Origin of the sequence: [Bacillus] enclensis (genome assembly GCF_001456935.1) — a bacterium.
Taxonomy (GTDB): Bacteria; Bacillota; Bacilli; order Bacillales; family Bacillaceae_B; genus Rossellomorea; species Rossellomorea enclensis.
In genome coordinates this window covers 1-20,816 of sequence record NZ_KQ758496.1, presented here as the reverse complement: position 1 = coordinate 20,816, position 20,816 = coordinate 1, and the positions used below count along the sequence as shown (strand labels likewise).

The following is a 20,816-nucleotide window of genomic DNA, read 5'->3' as shown; positions in this document are numbered from 1 at the left end:
GTCTTATGCCACACGCCTCTGAGCAAAGCCCATCCGCTTTTCTTCTCCGCAGGCGCAAAGCGCCGAGGAGGCTCCACGCTCGCCCGCGGAAAGCGAAGTCTTGCACGGAAACCAACAGCGGAGTTCGCACATATAAAAACATTGGCATAAACCTATTGCAAAATGGAAAACATTGTAGTAGATTATGAAATAACCAATATGAGTTTAAAACGTTGACAGGAAATAGTAATGAAACTTCTCTGCTGAAGAGAGCCGGTGGTTGGTGCAAACCGGTGCAGGAGCTTCATGAATCCATCCTTGAGTGAAATACTGAACCATTCAGTAGGTATTTTCGGTGATTCCGTTACCATCTCTAAGAGGAAGACAGCTCTGCTGTTTTCAATTAGGGTGGCAACGCGGTAACCTCCGTCCCTTTTCCAGGGACGGGGGTTTTTTATTTTTCCCGGATTATCCTGCCGCGTTTTCAGACAAACATCATATAAACCAAAGGAGGAACAAGCATGTTAGACATCAAATACTTGCGTGCCAATCTGGAAGAAGTAAAAAGCCGCCTGCAGCACCGCGGCGAAGACCTTGAGGACTTTGATAAGTTCGAGGAACTGGATAAGAGAAGAAGAGAGCTTCTTGTGGAAAGCGAGAACCTCAAGAGCAAGCGAAATGAAGTATCACAGAAAATCGCTCAGCTGAAAAAAGAAAAACAGGATGCCGAGGACCTGATCGTTGAAATGCGTGAAGTTGGGGGAATGGTCAAGAAGCTTGATGATGAGCTGAGGGGCATCGAGGAAGAGCTGGACAGGATCCTCATGTCCATCCCGAATATCCCGCACGAATCTGTTCCTGTCGGTGAAACCGAGGACGACAACGTGGAAGCGCGCAAATGGGGCGAAGTCCGCGACTTTGATTTCGAAGCAAAGCCTCACTGGGATATTGCAACTGGACTTGATATTCTAGACTTTGAACGTGCAGGGAAAGTAACGGGAAGCCGTTTTGTATTCTACAAAGGCCTGGGTGCAAGACTGGAGCGTGCCCTGTTGAACTTCATGATGGATCTTCATATGGATGAACACGGCTATACTGAAATGATCCCGCCGTTCCTTGTAAACCGTGCAAGCATGACAGGAACTGGCCAGCTGCCGAAATTCGAAGAAGATGCTTTCCGAATCGAAAGCGAAGACTACTTCCTTGTCCCGACAGCAGAAGTTCCGGTAACAAACTATCACCGCGATGAAATTATCAAGGGCGAGGAGCTGCCGATCAGCTATGTTGCCTACAGTGCCAACTTCCGTTCAGAAGCGGGTTCTGCGGGACGCGATACAAGAGGATTGATCCGCCAGCATCAATTCAATAAGGTGGAGCTTGTCCGCTTTGTTAAACCTGAGGATTCTTATGATGAGCTTGAAAAACTGACGGGACATGCGGAAAAAGTCCTTCAGCTCCTTGGACTTCCGTACCGTGTGTTATCAATGTGTACAGCCGACTTAGGGTTCACGGCCGCGAAGAAATACGATATCGAAGTATGGATCCCGAGCTACGGAACATACCGTGAGATTTCTTCTTGCAGTAACTTCGAAAGCTTCCAGGCAAGACGTGCGAATATCCGTTTCAGAAGGGAAGCGAATGCGAAGCCTGAACATGTTCATACATTGAATGGTTCAGGGCTTGCGATCGGCCGTACCGTTGCTGCCATTTTGGAAAATTACCAGCAGGCAGACGGATCCGTCGTCGTACCAGAAGTCCTTCGTCCTTATATGGGCGGGGCAGAAGTGATCAAATAAGAAGGTTGAAAAAGGTATCCGGTCTGTTCCCCGGATACCTTTTAATTTTTTTGATAAAAGTGCTTGACTCTATTTTCTCACCGTGATATTATAATTCTTGTCGATACGGAGGAATACCCAAGTCCGGCTGAAGGGATCGGTCTTGAAAACCGACAGGGGTGTTAAAGCCCGCGGGGGTTCGAATCCCTCTTCCTCCGCCATTGATTTATTAATAACCATAGCGCATAAATTGGAGATTGTTAAATTCGTTACTGGAGATGTAACGAATTTTTTTGGCTTCTATAGATTTTATAATAGTTTGATAATTCATGGATCTAGAGTTAGCGCTTCGATAGCCGCTTTTGATTTCCGTGGAAGACTTCGCTTTCCGCGGGTAGCTCGTGAGCCTCCTCGGCTTCGCCTCCGGGGTCTCACTTGTCCAGCTGCAGGGGCTTAGAGGCACATGTCATAAGCCAAACCAACCAAGAAGGCAAAGAACGCCTTCGTGGCCGATTCGTCTTATGCCACACGCCTCTGAGCAAAGCCCTTCCGCTTTTCTTATAAGCTACTCTTCCCGCAGGAGTCTTCATCTTCCACTCCAATCAAAAGCTAGAACAAGCTTAAAAAGAATATCACACTTTAGCAAAATGAAAAATCCGAAAGAGGGTTGAATCTAAAAAATTCAAAATCTCGATCGGATTTTCTTCGTTATATTGTTTTTTAAGGCTACTTCTTTTATTTCAAATTCTCTATATCGCTTCTTGTATTAGATTTGTTGATGGGGTTGAGGACGCCCATTTCTTCGATGCTTTTGCGGGTTTCCAGGGTTCCTAGTTGGTGGATCATGGCGTAGATTTTTTGCATGGAGTGGTCATATTGGGTATTTTCAGGATCGTTGTGATATTGGCGGAATGGGATCTGTGCCCTGTTGAACGTTGACATATCATCATCGTAATTTTCATCAAACAGTGCTTTCAGTTTTGTCACTTCTTCCGGGGTGGCTTGAATTTGAAAGCTCACACTCTTCGCTTCTTCGGCATGAGGGACAACATCACCGCTGCTGATATCAACAAAGTACGTTTCTCTTGTATCCATGGTTTTTCATCTCCCTTAATTTCACTCTTTGTTTATATACATACCTCTTATTTCTCGAAGATAAACGAGGCGGTGAGTGTTTATAAAAGGCTGTTTCTAAAAGATTGTTGCTTTTCATATAGAGCTTGCATCCTGAATATAGCTTGTGGACGTGCTCTTTTCGAATTCCAGTTCAAACAACATAAGGACGGACAAGCCGAATATTCCCAAGTTCCGATATTTTCTTGTGTGCAACGCAACAAAATATGCGAAAAGAGCTTTATAAAAAAAGATGCAGCCCGCTGGAGGCTGCATCTCGTATCGTTTAGCTTTTCAGCATTCTTGTTTGTTCGATAAAGTAACCGATTCGTTCAACGATTGGTTCGATTGATCCTTGGTTGTTGATCAAATCGTATTCACTGATGTCCAGGCGGAGGACAGGGCAAGCGTTGAAGGAATTGATCCAGTTTTCGTAGCGCTCATGCATTTCTTCCCAATACTCAACCGGTGTCTGTTGTTCCATTGGACGGCCGCGCTCACGGATGCGGTCAATTACGTTATCAAGGGAACCTTCAAGGTAGATCAAAAGATCTGGGTGAGGGAAGTACGGTGTCATGACCATTGCATCGAACAGGCTTGTATACGTTTCATAATCGACGTCTGACATATTCCCTTTTTCATGGTGCATCTTGGCGAAGATTCCGGTATCTTCGTAGATCGAGCGGTCCTGGATGAAGCCGCCGCCGTATTCAAAGATTTTCTTTTGTTCCTTGAAGCGCTCTGCAAGAAAGTATACCTGCAGGTGGAAGCTCCAGCTTTTGAAATCCTGATAGAATTTATCCAGGTAAGGGTTGGTATCCACTTTTTCAAACGATGTACGGAAACCCAGGGCATTTGCCAGTCCGTTTGTCATCGTGGATTTCCCGACTCCGACTGTCCCGGCAATGGTGATGACAGCATTGCTTGGGATGCCGTATTTATTGCGAAGATTCATGATAGTGAACTCCTTTATTCAGTGTATTGTTTAATTGAGTTAGAATAGTGTCTAAATCCTCTTTGTTTTCGACGAAGTCAATGTGGTCGCCATTGTAGCGAAGAACAGGGATATCAGGGTGAGTTTCTTCAAAGGTGTTCATATATTCTTCATAGTCCAGCGATAATTGTTTTAAATAAAGAGGGCTGATTTTCTTCTCAAAGTCCCTGCCTCTTTTTTCAATGCGTTTCAGCAATGTATCAAGGCTCGCATTCAAGTAAATCACCACATTGGGTCTCGGCATATCAGAAGTCAAAATATCGTAGATCTTAAGATATTTATTGTACTGCTGCTCGTCCTTCAATGTCCGTTTAGCGAAGATGATATTTTTTAAAATATGATAATCCGCTACAACCGATTTATTTTGAGAAATATAGTGTTTTTCGATATCCTCAAGCTGTTTGTATCGATTGCATAGGAAAAACATCTCGGTTTGAAAACTCCACTCTTCAATATCATCATAAAATTTATCCAAAAACGGGTTTTCGTCAACGATTTCCCTTAGCAAATGAAAATTGAAGTGTTCAGAAATCGCTTTGGCCAAAGAAGTTTTTCCTACTCCAATCGGTCCTTCAACCGTGATGAAAGGAATTCTCCCCATTGCATGTCCTCCTCATATTACAACGATCTATGTGTGTTTTTTGTATCCGTATAAATAAAATAACGACAGGATTTATTGTAACACAATAGTGGGGGTGTTTGGTCAGGTTATTTACAAGATAAAACAAATTCCGACTTGTAGCAGCCATCGATCATTTCACAAAAGTAGTACTGCTAATACCGCTATTGATTCCCGTGCAAGACTTCGCTTTCCACGGGTGACACGTGGGCCTCCTTGAGGGGCTAGCCGCCGGAGTCAGACATATCCAGCATTGGCTGCTTGCACTCCAATCAAATGCTGCATCCGTTTTGAATTTATTGGTATACAAATAGCCGGCATTTAGGTGATTATAGATTTACCTAAATGCCGGCTAATATTTATTTATATCGAAACTGAAGGGGACCACTGTATCACTTTCGTTAAATAACCTTTTCATTAACTGCCGCCAGGATATATAATGAAGGAAATGATCGAATAAAGTATTTTCAGGGAAATAATTGTGTTATTTTGTCTGATTGCGAGAAACTGGATCGGTTTTTATTTTATATCAAAATATCTATATCCAGCGATACACGGTTTGCTGCCAGATCCGGATAGGTGCAGAAAGTCACTGTTCCCGGCCGTATCGCTGGGTGATATGGCTCTTGAAAGCCGGGATGATTCATCATACATTAGACTAAAACGGAGGTGCGATATGCGAAACGATATACAACCGTACGAACGATCCTTCACATCCAAAGAAGCGGCAGAACAGGCAGGGATCGCAACACCAACTGTGCGTAAATACGGCCAGATCCTGGAGCGGAATGGTTATGAATTTTTAAAAGACGGTGATCGAAGGATCTTCGTGCAGTCCGATATTGATGCGCTCATAGCGCTGCGCGATACAGAAAAGCCTCTTGACGATACGGCCAGATCCCTTGCGGATGGTCAGAAAAAAAGACTGGAAGGTTCCGGTGAAACGGCCATATCGCCGGGCGATACATATAACCAATTGCCACAGGACCCGAACCAGTTGAAAGAAATTTTATCCTACCTGGCCAATGAACTCGCGGCTTCCCGTGAAATGAATGTTCAAGTCGTGAATGAAATGAACCAACTGAAAACGCAGGTGTCCAGACTGAAGCAGGATCACCATGATTTGAGCTCGAATATTTCAAATTCAGCTCAGAAAACACAACGTAAAATTGAGGAGCTCTCAAAGCTTCAAAAAAGCCAATACGAAACACTCTTGGAGCAGGAAGTGCAGAAAAACGAATTCTTGCAGACTGAGCTTCAAAAGCTGCGGGAAGAGCAGCAGAATGAATGGCGCAGCCAAAATGATTACAATCGTCGCCTTGAAGAAGCGATACATAAGCAGAAAGATACGAAATGGGACTGGCTTTTCTCCCTGTTCCGCAAGTAGATCGCCTTATCTTTTCACAACATTGAAATTATCCGTGATCAACAGCCAGTTCTGAGGGAAGGACAAGCCGAGTTTCCAATAGCTCATACCCCTCAGCTTCAACTCTTTCATGAGATCGAACTTGGCTTGGATACTACGTGCATCTTCAAACCAGACTTCATGGTCATTTCCATCTGCGCTGTATTTGAAAAATGGGGCTTGAGCTTTCTCATCATATTCGATAGGGACGTTGTTAGCTGCTGCGATTTGAATCGCCTGCTGCGGACTGACCGCTTTTGCTGTGGTTCCCGGTTCGAATGGAAGTGTCCAGTCATATCCGTACAGATTCTGTCCCATCATGATTTTCGAAGCGGGCATCTCTGTAAGGGCATATTCTATTACGTCGCGGACGGGTCCAATAGGCGATACGGGCATGGACGGACCGCCGCTGTACCCCCATTCATACGTCATGATGACGACGAAATCAACAATTTCCCCGTGAGCTTTATAATCATGAGCTTCATACCATTTCCCTTTCTGGTCTGCGCTTGTTTTCGGAGCAAGTGCCGTGGATAGAAGCCAGCCTTCCTGATTGAAACGCTGCTTTGCTTTTCTCAAGAATCGATTATATGCTTCCCTGTCCTGCGGACGCAGGTATTCAAAATCAAAATGGATATCACGGAATCCATATTTCTTGGCTGTTTGGACGACATTGTTGAGGAATTTATCCTGTATGGCCATATCATTCAGCAGAATGCGCCCGAGCTCATCATTGAACTGGCCATTTTCCTGATTCGTGATCGCCATCATCAGGACGTTTCCGTTATCCTTCCCGATTTGCAGCAGGTTCCCCATCGGAGGTTCCTGCAAGGTCCCGTCACGCTTCGCCTGGAAGCTGAACGGCGCAAGATAGGTCAGATATGGAGCAGCTTCCTTTGCGCTTTCTTCTAAATTAGGTGCCACTTCTTTTCCATATGGCTCTACATAGGCATTGAATTCAGCCCGCACTTTTGGTTTCTGGGGAACATAAAGCCGTTGATTGACTTGAAGCGGTACATTGGGCGATATGCCGTTAACCCTTGCCAATTCCTGATAGGGGACACCTACCTTTTGACTGATCCCCCACAAGCTGTCACCGGGCTGTACATAATAGAAACTGCCGACGATCGGAATCACGAGTGATTGGCCGACCACCAGATTATCCGGGTTCGGAAGTTCATTGGATTCCACTATATCCTTAACAGTTGATCCATACGCTTGAGCAATGCCGAACAACGACTGGTTCGGCTGGACAACATGAATTTGCATACTAAGGACCTCCCTTTGTCTTCACTATAATCAGCCTATGAAGAGGAAGGGGAGGTTATGACGGGTATTTTGTCTCTGGATATCTAGGGGCAGGCGGAAAGCTGCCGGACGGGTGCCTGGCTCAGATCAAAGGTTTTGAGCCAGGCACAAACGGGTTATTTTGAGCCAGGCACAAACGGGTTGATTTTCCAGGCTCAATTTCCCCAATCTCAACCAGGCTCAGCCCCCGCCACCTTCTCATTTCCCCAATAACGTCCCTGTATCATCAATATCCGCCTTCAGCACGTTCTTCATCATCGTCAGCGCATAGTGGTTATCCTCTTCGCTGACGGATGCGATTGCATCTTTCGGCACCAATAAGGTGAATTCCCGCATATACGCATCATTTGCCGTGAAAAGAACGCAGATGTTTCCGGCGATTCCGGTCAGGATGATGTTCTTGATCGACAGATGATGAAGCAGGGTGTTCAGGGCTGTCCCGTAGAATGCTGAGTGCTTCGGTTTGATGAGGAAATAATCGTCATCGGCCGGGCGCAGCGGGGTGATGATATCGCTGCTTTTGCTGTTATGGCATTTATCATAGATCAGTTTCAAATCAGCCTTCCATAGTTCATAATGGTCATTGATATAGATGACAGGATGACCATTTTTGCGGCAGTAAGTCCGCAGGTCGTTGATCGGTTTTACAATCTTCTTTGTATGCTGAGCAAGCGTTTCCCCGTGTGAGAAATCAAATGGATTCATGATATCGATCACAAGGAGGGCGGTATCTTTAGGTATCATCATATGGGCCCCTTTCTTCTATAGTTTGGAATATGAGAGGATATTTTATAAAATAAAAATAGATGCCGTTTATGAGTGGGAGTATTATATGGAAAATAGAGAAGAATATTTTATGTTGGAAGCACTGAAAGAAGCAGAAAAAGCAAGGGAAATCAATGAAGTGCCAATCGGGGCGGTCGTGGTGATGGATGACGAGATCATCGGCCGCGGCTATAACCTCAGGGAGACGACCCAGAATGCAGTGACCCATGCAGAAACGCTTGCCATCCAGGAAGCGTGTGAAAAAGCAGGGACGTGGAGGCTCGAGGGGGCAGAACTTTATGTGACGCTCGAGCCGTGTCCGATGTGCTCGGGAGCCATCATCCTTTCGCGGATTGAGAAGGTGGTGTACGGAGCGCCAGACCCTAAGGCAGGATGTGCGGGGACGCTGATGAATCTCCTGGACGACAGCAGGTTCAATCACCAGTGTGAAGTGGTTGCAGGGGTTCTGCAGGAAGAATGCGGATCGATCCTCTCTGATTTCTTCAGGGAACTACGGGCGAGGAAGAAGGCTGAGAAGAAGAATAGATCATCTTCGTTGTAAATAACTTACAGGGACAAACCATTGCTTTTTTACGTAAACCCTAGTATACTTAATCTTGCGTCGTTAGATGGCGCAACTGAATATTTGGTATCAATTTTGCCGTGCTAGGCGGGGAGGTAGCGGTGCCCTGTACTCGCAATCCGCTCCAGCGAGGCCGAATCCCTTTCCGAGGCTTGCATACTGTAGGGCCTGCCTCAAGTAAGTGGTGTTGACGCCTGGGTCCTGCGCAATGGGAATCCATGAACCATGTCAGGTCCGGAAGGAAGCAGCATTAAGTGGAAGCTCCCATGTGCCGCAGGGTTGCCTGGGCCGAGCTAACTGCTTGAGTAACGCCTATGGTTGCTTGTCGAAGAAAGGTGCACGGCAGTTTCATACATACACAACAGCTCATCCTGTATCGGGGTGGGCTTTTTGTTTGGAAAGACAGACGGGTAAAGTTTCCCGAATCTGTCCCCGGTTTTCTTTGTAATCCTGCTAGAAATTACGTTATAATAAGTAAGATAATAGATGATGATTGTCATTGGTCGATTATGTCTGCAGGTCTTGCGGGACTGCTTCCGGAAAAGGGAGCGGACGCCGTGAACCAGGCAGCTGTACATATAAACTGAGGGGGGAGTATTTTGGCATATCAAGCATTATATCGTGTGTGGCGTCCGCAGTCTTTTGCAGATGTCGTCGGGCAGCAGCATGTGACGAAAACGTTGCAAAATGCTCTCCTTCATCAAAAGATTTCACATGCGTATTTATTTTCAGGCCCGCGCGGAACAGGGAAGACGAGTGCCGCCAAGATTCTGGCGAAAGCAGTCAACTGTGAGCGTTCCCCCATTGCCGAGCCATGTAATGAATGTGACGCATGTAAAGGGATCACGGACGGATCGATCCCGGATGTGATTGAAATCGATGCCGCGTCTAACAACGGGGTTGAGGAAATAAGGGACATACGTGATAAGGTGAAGTATTCACCGAACGTTGTCGAGTATAAGGTCTATATCATCGACGAGGTTCATATGCTTTCCATCGGGGCGTTCAATGCCCTGTTGAAAACATTGGAGGAACCCCCGAAACACGTCATCTTCATCTTGGCGACCACCGAGCCGCACAAAATCCCGCTCACGATCATTTCCCGCTGTCAGCGCTTTGATTTCAAAAGGATCACAGCAATGGATATCGTCGGCAGGATGAGTCATATCGCGACGGAATCGGGTGTGAACTACGAGGAGAATGCACTTGCAGTCATCGCGAGAGCGGCTGAGGGCGGGATGCGTGATGCGCTCAGCCTTCTCGATCAGGCGATTTCCTTCAGTCAGGATATCGTCAAAGTGGAAGATGCGTTAACCGTCACGGGTGCCGTTTCGCAGGGGTATCTGAATACACTGGCAAGGGCGATCCTGGACAGGGATGTCTCGAAAGCACTCAGTGCACTCGAAGAACTTCTTTTCCAAGGAAAGGACCCGGCGCGATTTGCGGAGGACTTCATTCTTTATTACCGGGATATGCTCCTTTACCAGACGGCACCGAACCTTGAGGAATCGATGGAGAGGGTCATGCTCGATGATGAGTTCAAGGGACTTGCGCAGGAAACAGAGGCCAGCCAGATTTATCAATATATCGATGTATTGAACCAGGCAGGGCAGGAGATGAAATTCACGAACCATGCCCGTATTTACCTGGAAGTTTCCATCGTGAAGCTTTGTCAGCTCGAAGCACCAAGGAGCGTGTCGTCCCCTGAAGTCGGGGAGATGATGAAAAAAATACAATCGCTCGAAAATGAAATTCAGCAATTAAAGGCGAACGGTGTCAAGGCGCAGGCTGAACCTGCTGCACAGCCGGCTAAAAAGCCTGTCCGTTCGAAGAAAGGGTTCCGGGCCCCGGTCGGACAGATCCAGGAAGTGCTGAAAAATGCAACGAAAGAAGATCTCAACCTGATCAAGAGCCGCTGGGGAGATATGATGGAATCGCTGAATCAGCGTCAGATGCGTTCGCAGGCTGCACTCTTGAACGATGCAGAACCCGTTGCGGCAACAACTGGTTCGTTTGTGTTAAAATTCAAGTATGATATCCACTGCCAGATGGCGATGGAAAACCAGGCTTTCATTTCCGGCATGTCTCAGATCCTGCAGGAGCTCACCGGTAGCAGCTATTCCCCGATCGGGATCCCTGAAGATCAGTGGCTCCCACTGAGGGAAGACTTCATCCGCAACTCCCAGAACGAAGCCCCGGACGGAGAAACGGGTGAGGCGAAAGAAGAGGATTCCCTTCTTTCCGAAGCTGAAAAGATCGCCGGCGACCTGGTCGAAATCAAAGATTGATGATTGAACTGCCACAAGAAGTGTGTGAAATGTTTAAATAAAAATAATTGGAGGTCATGAACTATGCGTGGAATGGGTAATATGCAAAACATGATGAAACAGATGCAGAAGATGCAAAAGAAAATGGCGGAAGCACAAGAGGAGCTTGGTGAAAAGGAAATCGAAGGAACGGCAGGCGGCGGAATGGTCACTGTCATCGTTTCCGGCCACAAGCAGGTCCTTGATGTGAAAATCAATGAAGAAGTCGTAGATCCGGAAGATATCGATATGTTGCAGGATCTTGTCCTTGCCGCTACAAACGATGCGCTGAAGAAAGCAGACGAATTAACAAACTCAACTATGGGACAATTCACTAAAGGAATGAACCTTCCGGGAATGTTCTAGGAGGCAAAAATATGCATTATCCAGAGCCTATATCAAAGCTGATCGACAGCTTTATGAAATTGCCAGGCATCGGGCCGAAAACCGCGGCCCGACTGGCTTTTTTTGTACTTAGCATGAAAGAGGACACCGTATTGGACTTTGCTAAAGCACTTGTGAATGCAAAGCGGAACCTGAGTTACTGTTCGGTGTGCGGTCATATTACGGACCAGGATCCCTGCTACATATGTGAGGATCAGCGGAGGGACAGGAGCATCATCTGTGTGGTCCAGGATCCAAAAGACGTGATCGCGATGGAGAAGATGAAGGAGTATAACGGACTTTATCATGTCCTGCACGGGGCCATTTCCCCTATGGACGGGATCGGACCCGAGGACATCAACGTACCGGATCTGATCAAGCGTCTTCAGAGTGACGAGGTCCAGGAAGTGATTCTTGCGACAAACCCGAATATCGAAGGCGAAGCAACCGCCATGTACATTTCGCGTCTCGTCAAGCCGTCCGGGATCCGTATCACGCGTATCGCACACGGCCTGCCTGTAGGCGGCGACCTCGAATACGCGGATGAAGTCACATTGTCAAAAGCCCTTGAAGGAAGAAGAGACGTGTAAAGGGAGAGAGCATCTATGTTTTTCCGTAAAAAAGGGAAACTCAAACGAGAGTACGATCAAGCCCTGCTTCAATCACTGGATGAAGCGAAAGAGAACTGGAATCAGCAGCGGAGCATCGATGAGATGAGTGTCGACTACAATTTGAATCTTCACTGCTCATCAAAAATCGCTGAAGCCAAATATTTTTTCTTATTTAGAGAAGCAAAACACAGAAAGATCGTCATAAAAAGGTAGACAACCTTCATATCCTTACAATAAGAGATGATAAATGTTCTTGTTGAGAGGAGAGAGGGTATGAACCCGGTAATCGTGATCGCTGTAATCAGCGGACTCATCGTCCTTCTGTTAATTACAGGCGCCCCGGTCAAGCCGCTGCGATTTGTAGGACAAGTCGCCATGAAAGTCATGATCGGAGCACTATTCCTATTTTTCCTGAACGCCTTTGGCAGTCAGTACGGCATCCACGTCCCTATAAACCTCGCCACATCCTCCATTTCGGGAATCCTTGGCATTCCGGGAGTGGTGGGGCTTGCGGTGATACAGATGTGGATTGTGTAATGAATTTTGAAGAAATCAGCGGCCTTTCTCGAATGGGCTGCTTTTTTCTTTTGAATGATGTCTTCTGCTAAAATATCTAACTAAACGGAGGGGCAGCAGCATGGTTATTTCTTCACAAATTGCTCAATCTATCGTTGAGGAAACCGTCAAGGTCATTCATCGCAATATCAATTTCATGAATTCCGATGCAAGCATCATCGCCAGTGTCGATCAGGATCGAATAGGTGATTTTCATGAAGGAGCCTTGAAGGTCCTGCAAACGAAACAAACAGTGATTATCCATGAAGACGATGAGTTCAAAGGGGCGAAGAAAGGTGTCAATCTGCCAGTTTACCTGAATAACCGTATTCTGGGTGTCATCGGCATTACAGGGGAACCCAATGAGGTGGTTCAATTTGGTGAAGTCATCAAGAGGATGACGGAGATTCTTCTAAAAGAAGCCCATCTTGAGGAACAACTCGAACTTGAAAATATTGCGAAGGTGTCTTTCATAGATGAATGGATTGACGGGGATTGGGAAGATGATAAATTATTTGCTGCGCGCGGCTGGATACTTGGTATCAACGTCCATCTTCCACGTGTGGCTGTGGTGATGGAGATCATCGGTTTTAATGATGTGCTTTATGAAAAGCTTAAAAGTCACCAGGCGGATGTGAAAGGAGAATTGGAATTCCAGCGTTTCAGGCGGGAAATACTTGAAATGGTACAGAATCATTTTCCTAAGGAAAGTCAGCATATCATTATTCCTGCAGGAAGTACCCGATATACCCTTCTCTTGTCTGTAGACGAAACCCTCTCTGATCAAAAAAGGAAAGAAAAGATTCGCTATCGCCTGGATAAAATTCAAAAAGCGATTCATACTGTCTACGGGTACGACACGGCAATTGGAGCAGGAAGGATGTATCTTCAACCTCATGGGGCAGCCAAATCTGTACACGAAGCAGAACGTGCTCTCCTTCATGCGAAGAATCGGAATCATACCTCCTATTTTTACGACCAACTTGGAATAGAATCTTTCGCTTATGATCTTCCTTTTGAGATCAGAGAAGAATATGTGAAGAATGTGCTCCAGGTGGACTCCAAAAAGAATCTTGATCAAATCATTGAAACGTTAAATACCTTTTATGATGCAGGCGGTTCTATTAATGAAGCGGCTGAAAAATTATATATACATAAAAACACCCTGCAATACCGATTAAAAAGAATTAAAGAAGAGACTGGCTATGATCCCAGGGTACTACCGGATGCTGCAAAGTTTTACGTGGCCATCACTTTCCATCTTATAAATAATGGTACGAAAAGAACAAATCTTTAACGGGTTTGTTCTTTTTTTGTTTCAGGTAACAAAAAATATATATAAAATGAGTCATTTTTCAGTATGTGTACCATAGTAAGTGCGAAGTTCGTTTAGTATGATAGCGTTAACATAATTTTAGACGGAAGTGAGAGTGGTGAAATGAAGATGACAGAGCAGAAGCAAGAGACCATTCTTGAGAACCTTGAATTTGTATATGGCAAGGAAAAAGGGACAGCGGTTTTTGAGCAAGTGAAAAGCTTGGTGGAACATTACCGGAAAAAGTCCCTCTCACCAGCAAAGCAATGGGTCGATGAGAAAGATATTATGGTCATTACATACGGAGATTCCATTAAGGAAGATGGAAAAGCGCCGCTGAAAAGTCTCAAGGAATTCTTACAAGAACATACGGATGGAAAAATCAATTCCGTCCACATTCTACCTTTTTATCCCTATTCTTCAGATGATGGTTTTTCAGTGATAGATTACTTGAAGGTCAATCCTGATTTAGGCGAGTGGAAGGATATCCATAATCTTGCCGAAGAGTTTGACATCATGTTCGATGCTGTTATCAATCACATCTCAAGTCAAAGCGATTGGTTTAAAGAATACAAAAATGGAAATCCAGCTTATGAGAAATATTTCGTCGAAGCGGATCCTGAAGCAGATTACAGTACGATCACAAGACCAAGGGCTCTCCCTCTATTAACAAAGGTAGAAACAACCAGGGGAGATAAATATGTATGGACGACCTTCAGTGAAGATCAGATCGACTTGAACTTTGAATATGAAGGTACTCTTCTATCAATCTTAGATATCCTTGCTCAATACGTAGAACACGGGGCTCGTTATCTCCGATTGGATGCAATAGGTTTCATGTGGAAGAAGCTTGGAACGACAAGCATTCATTTAGAGGAAACTCATAGGCTTGTCCAAATAATGAGGGACGTCTTGGAGACGATCGCACCAGGGACGATCATCATTACGGAAACGAATGTACCTCATAAAGATAACATTAGTTATTTCGGCAACGGTCATAATGAAGCACACCTGGTCTATCAATTTCCATTGCCTCCCCTTACACTGCAGGCATTTCAAACAGAAGACGCGACCCATTTGACAAATTGGGCCGGGAATCTTGAACCTACTACCGAAGATACAACATTCTTTAATTTCCTAGCCTCTCATGATGGAATCGGGGTACGGCCTGTAGAAGGGATCTTGAATCCGGAAGAAGTAGGGGTGATGGTTGAGAAAGTGAAAGAACGGGGAGGAAATGTCTCCTATAAAGATAATGGTGATGGAACGCAAAGTCCGTACGAATTAAATATCAATTATCTGGATGCATTAACTATACCGGGAGAGTCTGACGAGAAGAAAGCACACCGTTTCCTCGCGGCCCAATCAATCCTGCTTTCAATGATGGGAGTTCCGGGTATTTATATCCACAGTCTCCTGGGATCGAGAAATGACCAGGAAGGTGTTAAAGAAAGCGGCAGATACCGTTCTATTAACAGGGAAAAGTTAAACCGCCGCAAACTTGAGGAAGAAATCATGAAGAAAGGATCGCTCAGAAATCTCATCTTCACCGAATACAAACGGTTCATCTCAGTGCGAACGGAGGAGAAGGCATTTCACCCAAATGCCTCCCAAGAAGTGTTCTTTACCGATAAACGAATCTTTTCAATGAAACGAAAGAATACAAAAGAAAACAGTGAAGTGACTGTTCTTGTTAATGTATCAGGCGAAGACGTCCCTGTTACTCTTTCAGGGACGAACCAGGCGGGAGACAGGGTTAAGGATTTAATTTCGGACAAGATGTTCCATAAGGATAGTGGAAATCTCAAGCTTACTCTTGCTCCATTTGAAGTACTTTGGTTAAAGGAGTCAAAAGAATGAAAGCCGTCATTGCACCCGATTCTTTTAAAGGATCGATGACAAGTATACAAGCATCGGAAGCAATCAAAGAAGGATTATTAAAAGTGAATCCTTTTATAAACTCTGTTCTGATCCCGATGGCGGACGGTGGTGAAGGTACTGTTGATGCTTTATGTACGATCCTGGATGGAGAACTGATTTTTGAAAAAGTAAGCGATCCCCTGGGGCGTGAAGTGACAGCAGCCTATGGGTGGATGGAGGAAACACGTACCGCTGTCATTGAAACGGCTGCTGCATCCGGTCTTCCACTGCTGCAAAAAGATGAACTTAATCCTGATACTGCTTCAACCCTTGGTACAGGGGAGCTTGTCAAAAAAGCTTTGGACAAGGGAGCAAAGAGAATCATCATTGGCTTGGGCGGCAGTGCCACAGTCGATGGGGGAACAGGTTTTCTTCAAGCATTGGGTGTAAGGTTCTTTGACAAAAACGGACTGGAACTGCAGGCCGGGGGCGGCAGCCTCGGCCGTATTGAAACGATAAATTCCGAAAGTCTTGACGAGCGGCTCAAACATATAGAGATCATTGCAGCCTCTGATGTGACCAATCCTTTATTGGGAGTGGAAGGAGCAGTCTCTGTATTCGGACCGCAAAAAGGTATAACGAGCGAAAGACTTGCTGAATTTGAAGCGGGAATGGAACACTTTGCTGATAAAACAGCATCACACTTGGGTATCGACCATCGGAAGAAAGAAGGAAGTGGAGCAGCAGGAGGATTCGGTTTTGCTCTCCATTCCTTTCTCCAACCGGTTTTTGAAAGCGGTTTTAAAATTATCTCTGAACTGAGTGCTCTGGAAAATCAAATCCAAGAGGCTTCAATCGTTTTGACGGGAGAAGGGAAGGTTGATGCTCAGTCGCTCTATGGGAAAGTTCCCATCGGTATAGCAAGGATCGCCAAGCAGTATGGGGTTCCGGCGGTTGCTTTCACCGGGAAAATCGAAGGGGATTTAGAAAAGGCTTCAGCAGAAGGGTTAAGTCTGGTGATGCCAATTGTAGATGAGCCGATGTCTTTAGATAGTGCGATGCAAAACGGACCGGCCTTATTGGGAAAAGCAGCTTCAAGATTAATGAAAATGTATGAACTTTTAAATGAGAATAAGGGGGTAAAAGGCTTATGAGCAGCTTCACGCTATTAGATTACGTTATCTTCATTGCTTATATCGCAGGTACAGCTATTTTCGGCGCCATGTTTGGAAAAAATCAAAAAACTACCAAAGACTATTTTCTCGGTGGAAGAAGCATTCCCTGGTGGGCAATCGGACTCTCAGTAATGGCTACGCAGGCAAGTGCCATTACGTTCATCGGGGCTCCAGGGTGGGGGTATGAAGGAGGGCTAGAACGAATCAATACGTTCATCAACGTTCCTTTGGCTATGGCATTCCTGATTGCCACCATTGTTCCTTTCTTCTATAAGACAGAGGTATACACGGCGTATGAATATCTAGAGAAACGTTTCGATGTAAAGACCCGCACACTAACAGCAGGACTCTTCCTGATCGCACGGGGACTTGCAACAGGAGTGGTTCTTTATGCTCCAGCACTTGTATTATCAGTAGTGACAGGATGGGATATTTCTTTCACCATCATCTTAATGGCCGTCATTGCGGTATCTTACACTGTATTAGGCGGTATTTCGGCAGTTATTTGGACTGACGTGGTACAGATGTTTATCCTGTGGCTCGGTGCGGCATTGAGTATCGTTGTCATCTATATGAAGGTTCCAGGCGGATGGACTGAAATCATGGATACTGCTTCTGCAGCAGGTATGCTTCAATCATTGGATTTCTCATTTGATTTGTCGGTGGAATACAGTGTTTGGGCCGGTGTGATCGGTGGACTTTTCCTTCACGCCGCATATTTCGGTACAGATCAAAGCCAGATTCAGCGTGTACTGACAAGTAAATCCATACGCGAAAGTAAATTATCATTAGTGCTAAGCGGGGTTCTAATGATCCCTCAAATGCTTTTATTCTTATTTATTGGTGTACTTTTATATGTTTATTATCAACACGCGGGCAACCCGAATGTAGAGAACTTGAACGAGCTCTTCCCGCTGTTTGTCGTAAATGAACTGCCTGCCGGTATCTCAGGTCTCATTATTGCCGGTGTATTTGCAGCTGCGATGTCCAGTCTGGACTCGGCACTCAATTCATTATCAGCAGTATCAATCCGGGATTTTTACAGCAAATTCTTCAAGAAGAATGCTTCAGACGCACATTATTTAAAAGCATCACGCTGGGCGACCGTTTTCTGGGGGATCTATGCAACCATTTTTGCATTTTTTGCTTCAAACCTGGGACCCGTCATTGAAGCGGTCAACAAGATAGGTTCATATTTCTACGGTGCATTATTGGGTGTATTCCTGCTGGCGATCTTTACAAGAAGAACAAATGGTACTGGAGCATTCGCAGGAATCATTGCAGGAATGTTCTCGGTGTGGGCAGTCATTCAATTCGCCTCTATTTCCTGGCTTTACAATAACGTAGTGGGTGCTGTTGTGGCATTTGCCGTCGGTTATGCCGTAAGTCTATTAGGAGCAAAGCCTGAACAGTCAAAACTCACAGGACTGACGTTAAGTGAATCAGATGAAAGCCTTCAAGAAAAGCTTTCCGCAAGATCAGAAGCTGCATCTGCACTGGAAAAAGCAGAAATTGAAAGTGAGCGCAAAACGAAGAGATGGCCGCTTTATTTAATAGGTTACTTTATAGTCGTCATGTTCTTCCTTATGTTCCTTCAAAACCTATAAACGAGGGGTAAGTAGAAAGGCGGGTTGTACGGTGAAAGAAGGATACTTTCTTAAAGAAGTCGTAGAAAAAGGGGAAGCGATAAAAGCTATTCAGGAATACGAATCCAGTTTTCTTGTACGAATACTGGCAAAGGTAAAGAAGCAACTTTCTTCAATAGAATTAGCTTATCTCCCGTTTTGGTGCTACGAATACGAGTTAACAAGCGCAACGCTGAAAGAAGCGATAAGAGGGAAGGTTGCAATAGAACCGATTACGAATACATCTGCCATTCTGCCTGCGGATTATCCCCTGCATCCCATTAATAAGGACATGAATCTCTTTCCTGTAATAGGAGAACAGGATAAAGAAGCGGCGAAAGAAACAATCTATTGGGAGGTTTTTCAGAAAGAAAGGAAACGTAAATCTATTGACATCACCTTCAATTCCGCCTTTGTCATTTACTTGCCTTTTTGGATAGGTTATTTGAAAGGGGATAAGGTTGGAATCTTACCTGTCGATGCCATCACGGGGAAAGTAGACCTTAAATTAAAGGAAGCTTTTCTGAAAATCATACATGAATCGTAAAAACGAAAGAGAGCCGACTGACGTTGGCCCTCTTTTTTTAATCTTTATCATGGTGCAAAGCAGCCAGTCTCACTTAACCCTTTTTCAAAAACGTCTCCGGCATCACAACCGCCACGACCTCACCCTTCGCGCATATTTCCCCTTCCGCGAATACTTCCGTCACAACCTTGAATTTCTTCGGGTGAATCTTCTCGACCGTCCCGACAGCCTTTAATGGAACACCATGAGGGGTCGGTTTCATAAAGTCGACGTGCAAAGACGCTGTGACAAAGCGGGGCGGTTCTGCCCCGTCGCCGACACTGCCGCCATTCAGCTTGTGAAGCTCAATAGCGGCCGAACCGGTCCCGTGGCAATCGATCAACGAAGCAATCAATCCTCCGTACACGAACCCCGGCAGGGCAGTATGCTCAGGTTGAGGTGTATAAACCGTCACTGTTTTCTCACCATCGACACCTGTGCGGAAATGATGGCCTTCTTCATTTAAACGCCCGCATCCATAGCACCAGGCGAAGTCATCAGGATAGTCATCCTGTATGGCATGCTTAATTTCATTCATCGCAAATCCCCCCATAACGAATAGTAATAAATATCTTCTACTATTAATCTTCTATTAACGCTGTTTAACTTCCTCTATAAAAAAATACTATTCTTCCTGAAACGGTAATGGTATAATTTGGATTAGACCCCGCATACATCTCCTCCCCCATCTATTTTTCCTGATCCATCTATTAAAAATTGAAGAAAGCTGGTGGTTTATCGATGAAAGGAAGAATCGTTCACGAAGATTCCAACACTCGCATTTGGCTGCAGGAATTCACAGAACCCGGGCAGCATACAGAACTGCTCGACAATTTTAAGGTAAGCAGGGAATTCGACATGAGGCACCGCGGATTGATGGAGTACTACGGCAAGGACCTCATCGCCTGCAAAAAAGAACAAAAGGCCAACAAAAAACGAAATGAATTTCTCCGTGCATTTTCTCACTACATGACAGACCATTTAGAAGATGACTGTCCTCCTTCTTGGCAAGAATGTCCCGCAGCCTTCTGGGAAGAATTGATCTTCGCATACCTCCCGCATTACACAAAAATCATTCCAAAGAAAAACTACACAGAGACTTTCCTGCTTCAGCTGCGAACCTTTGTCCGCTGGCTCGATAAAAGAGAAGGCACCGTCTTTTTAAATCGGGTAGATGACTATATCAAAGAAGGAACCCCCATCCTGAAAAAGTGCGAGGGCCTCCTCAATCATTTATTCCTCAAAGACTACCCTCGTTTCCATCAGTCAGACTGGGATTACGAAGAAGACCTCGACCGATGGGAAAGAAACCTCTCGAAATACAGCAGGACAATAGAAGGCATGTTTCAGGTTTCCGCCTTTGCTGATGAATGTGTTGTCCTAAGAGACCTACATACCCACCACACTTATTTAACGAAAAGTCTTCCCGTTAATAAACTTTCAACCAAAACCATCATTACTGGCACCCTCGGACAAAAATCACATGAACTCATCTGGGATTGGCTGGCCACGATCAATGTGTTCCCTGAAAACGGAGAAAAGTACATCCGAAACTTTAATTGAAGAACCAGCCCCGCCCGGGAACGGATGGGGCTGTTCTTATAAAAAGAAAATAGAATGATGAAGATTTAATAGAAAAAAGAGCGATTTTAATATACTTTTAAAAAAATCATTAAATAGTATTGACTCTTTAATAGAAAAGGTGCTATTATATTCCTTGTCGCCAAAACGACACAAAAACAAATTTCAAAAAAAGCTTGACGCTTTATGATGAAAAATGTTATATTTAAGAGGTGCTCATGAGAGCTCACCTTAATAATTGAACCTTGAAAACTGAACAAAACAAGACAATACGTCAACGTTAATTCTAGATTTACCG

General features: G+C 45.1%; 20 protein-coding genes, 1 tRNA gene, 1 other RNA gene and 1 other annotated feature. Of the genes, 16 read left to right on the top strand and 6 right to left on the bottom strand.

The window, feature by feature from the left end; all coding sequences use genetic code 11:
* Positions 1-203 precede the first annotated feature (203 nt).
* Positions 204-416, top strand: a binding site (T-box leader).
* 84 nt (positions 417-500) lie between these two features.
* Positions 501-1,775: a serine--tRNA ligase gene (gene serS, locus AS034_RS21845; RefSeq protein ID WP_058300130.1), complete on the top strand. Its 1,275-nt coding sequence runs from the start codon at positions 501-503 to the stop codon at positions 1,773-1,775.
* Between the two features lie 107 nt (positions 1,776-1,882).
* Positions 1,883-1,975 (top strand) — tRNA-Ser (locus AS034_RS21840).
* A 514-nt stretch (positions 1,976-2,489) separates the two neighbouring features.
* On the opposite strand, the gene AS034_RS21835 is transcribed toward AS034_RS21840, so the two are convergent.
* From AS034_RS21835 to AS034_RS21825, 3 genes are all read right to left on the bottom strand, one after another.
* Entirely contained in the window at positions 2,490-2,849 is a 360-nt protein-coding gene (locus AS034_RS21835) for a hypothetical protein (RefSeq protein WP_052011473.1), read from the bottom strand.
* A 304-nt stretch (positions 2,850-3,153) separates the two neighbouring features.
* Complete coding sequence (locus AS034_RS21830; protein WP_032087154.1) at positions 3,154-3,822, bottom strand: deoxynucleoside kinase; 669 nt, start codon at positions 3,820-3,822, stop codon at positions 3,154-3,156.
* Positions 3,806-4,462, bottom strand: coding sequence for a deoxynucleoside kinase (locus tag AS034_RS21825; RefSeq protein WP_032087155.1), 657 nt, complete (start codon positions 4,460-4,462; stop codon positions 3,806-3,808). Before AS034_RS21825 ends, AS034_RS21830 begins: the two co-directional genes overlap by 17 nt.
* 694 nt (positions 4,463-5,156) lie before the next feature.
* On the opposite strand from AS034_RS21825, the gene AS034_RS21820 reads away from it, so the two are divergent.
* The gene (locus AS034_RS21820) at positions 5,157-5,867 is read left to right on the top strand and encodes a hypothetical protein (RefSeq protein ID WP_032087156.1); all 711 of its coding nucleotides are present in this window, start codon (positions 5,157-5,159) and stop codon (positions 5,865-5,867) included.
* Positions 5,868-5,873: 6 nt separating this feature from the next.
* Here AS034_RS21820 and AS034_RS21815 read toward each other — a convergent pair whose 3' ends face one another.
* Both AS034_RS21815 and AS034_RS21810 read right to left on the bottom strand, forming a co-directional pair.
* Complete coding sequence (locus AS034_RS21815) at positions 5,874-7,154, bottom strand: glycoside hydrolase family 18 protein (RefSeq protein WP_058300129.1); 1,281 nt, start codon at positions 7,152-7,154, stop codon at positions 5,874-5,876.
* A 237-nt stretch (positions 7,155-7,391) separates the two neighbouring features.
* Positions 7,392-7,937, bottom strand: a complete 546-nt coding sequence (locus AS034_RS21810) for a cysteine hydrolase family protein (protein WP_058300128.1) — start codon at positions 7,935-7,937, stop codon at positions 7,392-7,394.
* Positions 7,938-8,025: 88 nt separating this feature from the next.
* On the opposite strand from AS034_RS21810, the gene tadA reads away from it, so the two are divergent.
* The 12 genes from tadA to AS034_RS21750 all read left to right on the top strand — a co-directional run bounded on the left by tadA (position 8,026) and on the right by AS034_RS21750 (position 18,919).
* Positions 8,026-8,520 (top strand): tRNA adenosine(34) deaminase TadA, encoded by a 495-nt coding sequence (tadA, locus tag AS034_RS21805; RefSeq protein WP_058300127.1) that lies wholly within the window; start codon positions 8,026-8,028, stop codon positions 8,518-8,520.
* A 99-nt stretch (positions 8,521-8,619) separates the two neighbouring features.
* Positions 8,620-8,884, top strand: an RNA gene (ffs, locus tag AS034_RS22580) — signal recognition particle sRNA large type.
* A gap of 256 nt (positions 8,885-9,140) precedes the next feature.
* Positions 9,141-10,829, top strand: coding sequence for a DNA polymerase III subunit gamma/tau (gene dnaX / locus AS034_RS21795; RefSeq protein WP_058300125.1), 1,689 nt, complete (start codon positions 9,141-9,143; stop codon positions 10,827-10,829).
* A 63-nt stretch (positions 10,830-10,892) separates the two neighbouring features.
* On the top strand, positions 10,893-11,213 hold the full coding sequence (locus tag AS034_RS21790; protein ID WP_032087162.1) for a YbaB/EbfC family nucleoid-associated protein: 321 nt from the start codon (positions 10,893-10,895) through the stop codon (positions 11,211-11,213).
* Between the two features lie 11 nt (positions 11,214-11,224).
* Positions 11,225-11,821: a recombination mediator RecR gene (gene recR, locus AS034_RS21785; protein WP_032087163.1), complete on the top strand. Its 597-nt coding sequence runs from the start codon at positions 11,225-11,227 to the stop codon at positions 11,819-11,821.
* A 15-nt stretch (positions 11,822-11,836) separates the two neighbouring features.
* The gene (locus AS034_RS21780; RefSeq protein WP_032087164.1) at positions 11,837-12,055 is read left to right on the top strand and encodes a YaaL family protein; all 219 of its coding nucleotides are present in this window, start codon (positions 11,837-11,839) and stop codon (positions 12,053-12,055) included.
* Between the two features lie 60 nt (positions 12,056-12,115).
* Positions 12,116-12,379 (top strand): pro-sigmaK processing inhibitor BofA family protein, encoded by a 264-nt coding sequence (locus AS034_RS21775; protein WP_032087165.1) that lies wholly within the window; start codon positions 12,116-12,118, stop codon positions 12,377-12,379.
* Between the two features lie 100 nt (positions 12,380-12,479).
* Entirely contained in the window at positions 12,480-13,694 is a 1,215-nt protein-coding gene (locus tag AS034_RS21770) for a CdaR family transcriptional regulator (protein WP_032087166.1), read from the top strand.
* 141 nt (positions 13,695-13,835) lie between these two features.
* Complete coding sequence (locus tag AS034_RS21765) at positions 13,836-15,572, top strand: alpha-amylase family glycosyl hydrolase (protein ID WP_058300124.1); 1,737 nt, start codon at positions 13,836-13,838, stop codon at positions 15,570-15,572.
* Positions 15,569-16,726, top strand: a complete 1,158-nt coding sequence (locus tag AS034_RS21760) for a glycerate kinase family protein (protein ID WP_058300123.1) — start codon at positions 15,569-15,571, stop codon at positions 16,724-16,726. Before AS034_RS21765 ends, AS034_RS21760 begins: the two co-directional genes overlap by 4 nt.
* Positions 16,723-18,354 (top strand): sodium:solute symporter family protein, encoded by a 1,632-nt coding sequence (locus AS034_RS21755; protein WP_058300122.1) that lies wholly within the window; start codon positions 16,723-16,725, stop codon positions 18,352-18,354. Before AS034_RS21760 ends, AS034_RS21755 begins: the two co-directional genes overlap by 4 nt.
* Before the next feature lie 31 nt (positions 18,355-18,385).
* Positions 18,386-18,919: a hypothetical protein gene (locus AS034_RS21750; RefSeq protein WP_032087169.1), complete on the top strand. Its 534-nt coding sequence runs from the start codon at positions 18,386-18,388 to the stop codon at positions 18,917-18,919.
* Between the two features lie 73 nt (positions 18,920-18,992).
* Here the strand turns inward: AS034_RS21750 and AS034_RS21745 are convergent, their stop codons facing one another.
* Positions 18,993-19,475 carry a PaaI family thioesterase gene (locus tag AS034_RS21745; protein WP_032087170.1) on the bottom strand — a complete coding sequence of 161 codons (483 nt, stop codon included), beginning with the start codon at positions 19,473-19,475 and terminating at the stop codon, positions 18,993-18,995.
* 203 nt (positions 19,476-19,678) lie between these two features.
* Between AS034_RS21745 and AS034_RS21740 the strand changes: the two genes are divergently transcribed.
* Positions 19,679-20,500: a hypothetical protein gene (locus tag AS034_RS21740; RefSeq protein WP_058300121.1), complete on the top strand. Its 822-nt coding sequence runs from the start codon at positions 19,679-19,681 to the stop codon at positions 20,498-20,500.
* The last annotated feature ends 316 nt before the right edge of the window (positions 20,501-20,816 follow it).

Coding starts and splice junctions, on each gene's coding strand:
- AS034_RS21765 (WP_058300124.1), top strand. CDS start 13,836: ATGAAGATGACAGAGCAGAAGCAAGAGACCATTCTTGAGAACCTTGAA.
- recR (WP_032087163.1), top strand. CDS start 11,225: ATGCATTATCCAGAGCCTATATCAAAGCTGATCGACAGCTTTATGAAA.
- AS034_RS21775 (WP_032087165.1), top strand. CDS start 12,116: ATGAACCCGGTAATCGTGATCGCTGTAATCAGCGGACTCATCGTCCTT.
- tadA (WP_058300127.1), top strand. CDS start 8,026: ATGGAAAATAGAGAAGAATATTTTATGTTGGAAGCACTGAAAGAAGCA.
- AS034_RS21830 (WP_032087154.1), bottom strand. CDS start 3,822: ATGAATCTTCGCAATAAATACGGCATCCCAAGCAATGCTGTCATCACC.
- AS034_RS21770 (WP_032087166.1), top strand. CDS start 12,480: ATGGTTATTTCTTCACAAATTGCTCAATCTATCGTTGAGGAAACCGTC.
- AS034_RS21760 (WP_058300123.1), top strand. CDS start 15,569: ATGAAAGCCGTCATTGCACCCGATTCTTTTAAAGGATCGATGACAAGT.
- AS034_RS21810 (WP_058300128.1), bottom strand. CDS start 7,937: ATGATACCTAAAGATACCGCCCTCCTTGTGATCGATATCATGAATCCA.
- AS034_RS21820 (WP_032087156.1), top strand. CDS start 5,157: ATGCGAAACGATATACAACCGTACGAACGATCCTTCACATCCAAAGAA.
- AS034_RS21755 (WP_058300122.1), top strand. CDS start 16,723: ATGAGCAGCTTCACGCTATTAGATTACGTTATCTTCATTGCTTATATC.
- AS034_RS21815 (WP_058300129.1), bottom strand. CDS start 7,154: ATGCAAATTCATGTTGTCCAGCCGAACCAGTCGTTGTTCGGCATTGCT.
- AS034_RS21745 (WP_032087170.1), bottom strand. CDS start 19,475: ATGAATGAAATTAAGCATGCCATACAGGATGACTATCCTGATGACTTC.
- serS (WP_058300130.1), top strand. CDS start 501: ATGTTAGACATCAAATACTTGCGTGCCAATCTGGAAGAAGTAAAAAGC.
- AS034_RS21790 (WP_032087162.1), top strand. CDS start 10,893: ATGCGTGGAATGGGTAATATGCAAAACATGATGAAACAGATGCAGAAG.
- AS034_RS21740 (WP_058300121.1), top strand. CDS start 19,679: ATGAAAGGAAGAATCGTTCACGAAGATTCCAACACTCGCATTTGGCTG.
- AS034_RS21825 (WP_032087155.1), bottom strand. CDS start 4,462: ATGGGGAGAATTCCTTTCATCACGGTTGAAGGACCGATTGGAGTAGGA.
- AS034_RS21780 (WP_032087164.1), top strand. CDS start 11,837: ATGTTTTTCCGTAAAAAAGGGAAACTCAAACGAGAGTACGATCAAGCC.
- AS034_RS21835 (WP_052011473.1), bottom strand. CDS start 2,849: ATGGATACAAGAGAAACGTACTTTGTTGATATCAGCAGCGGTGATGTT.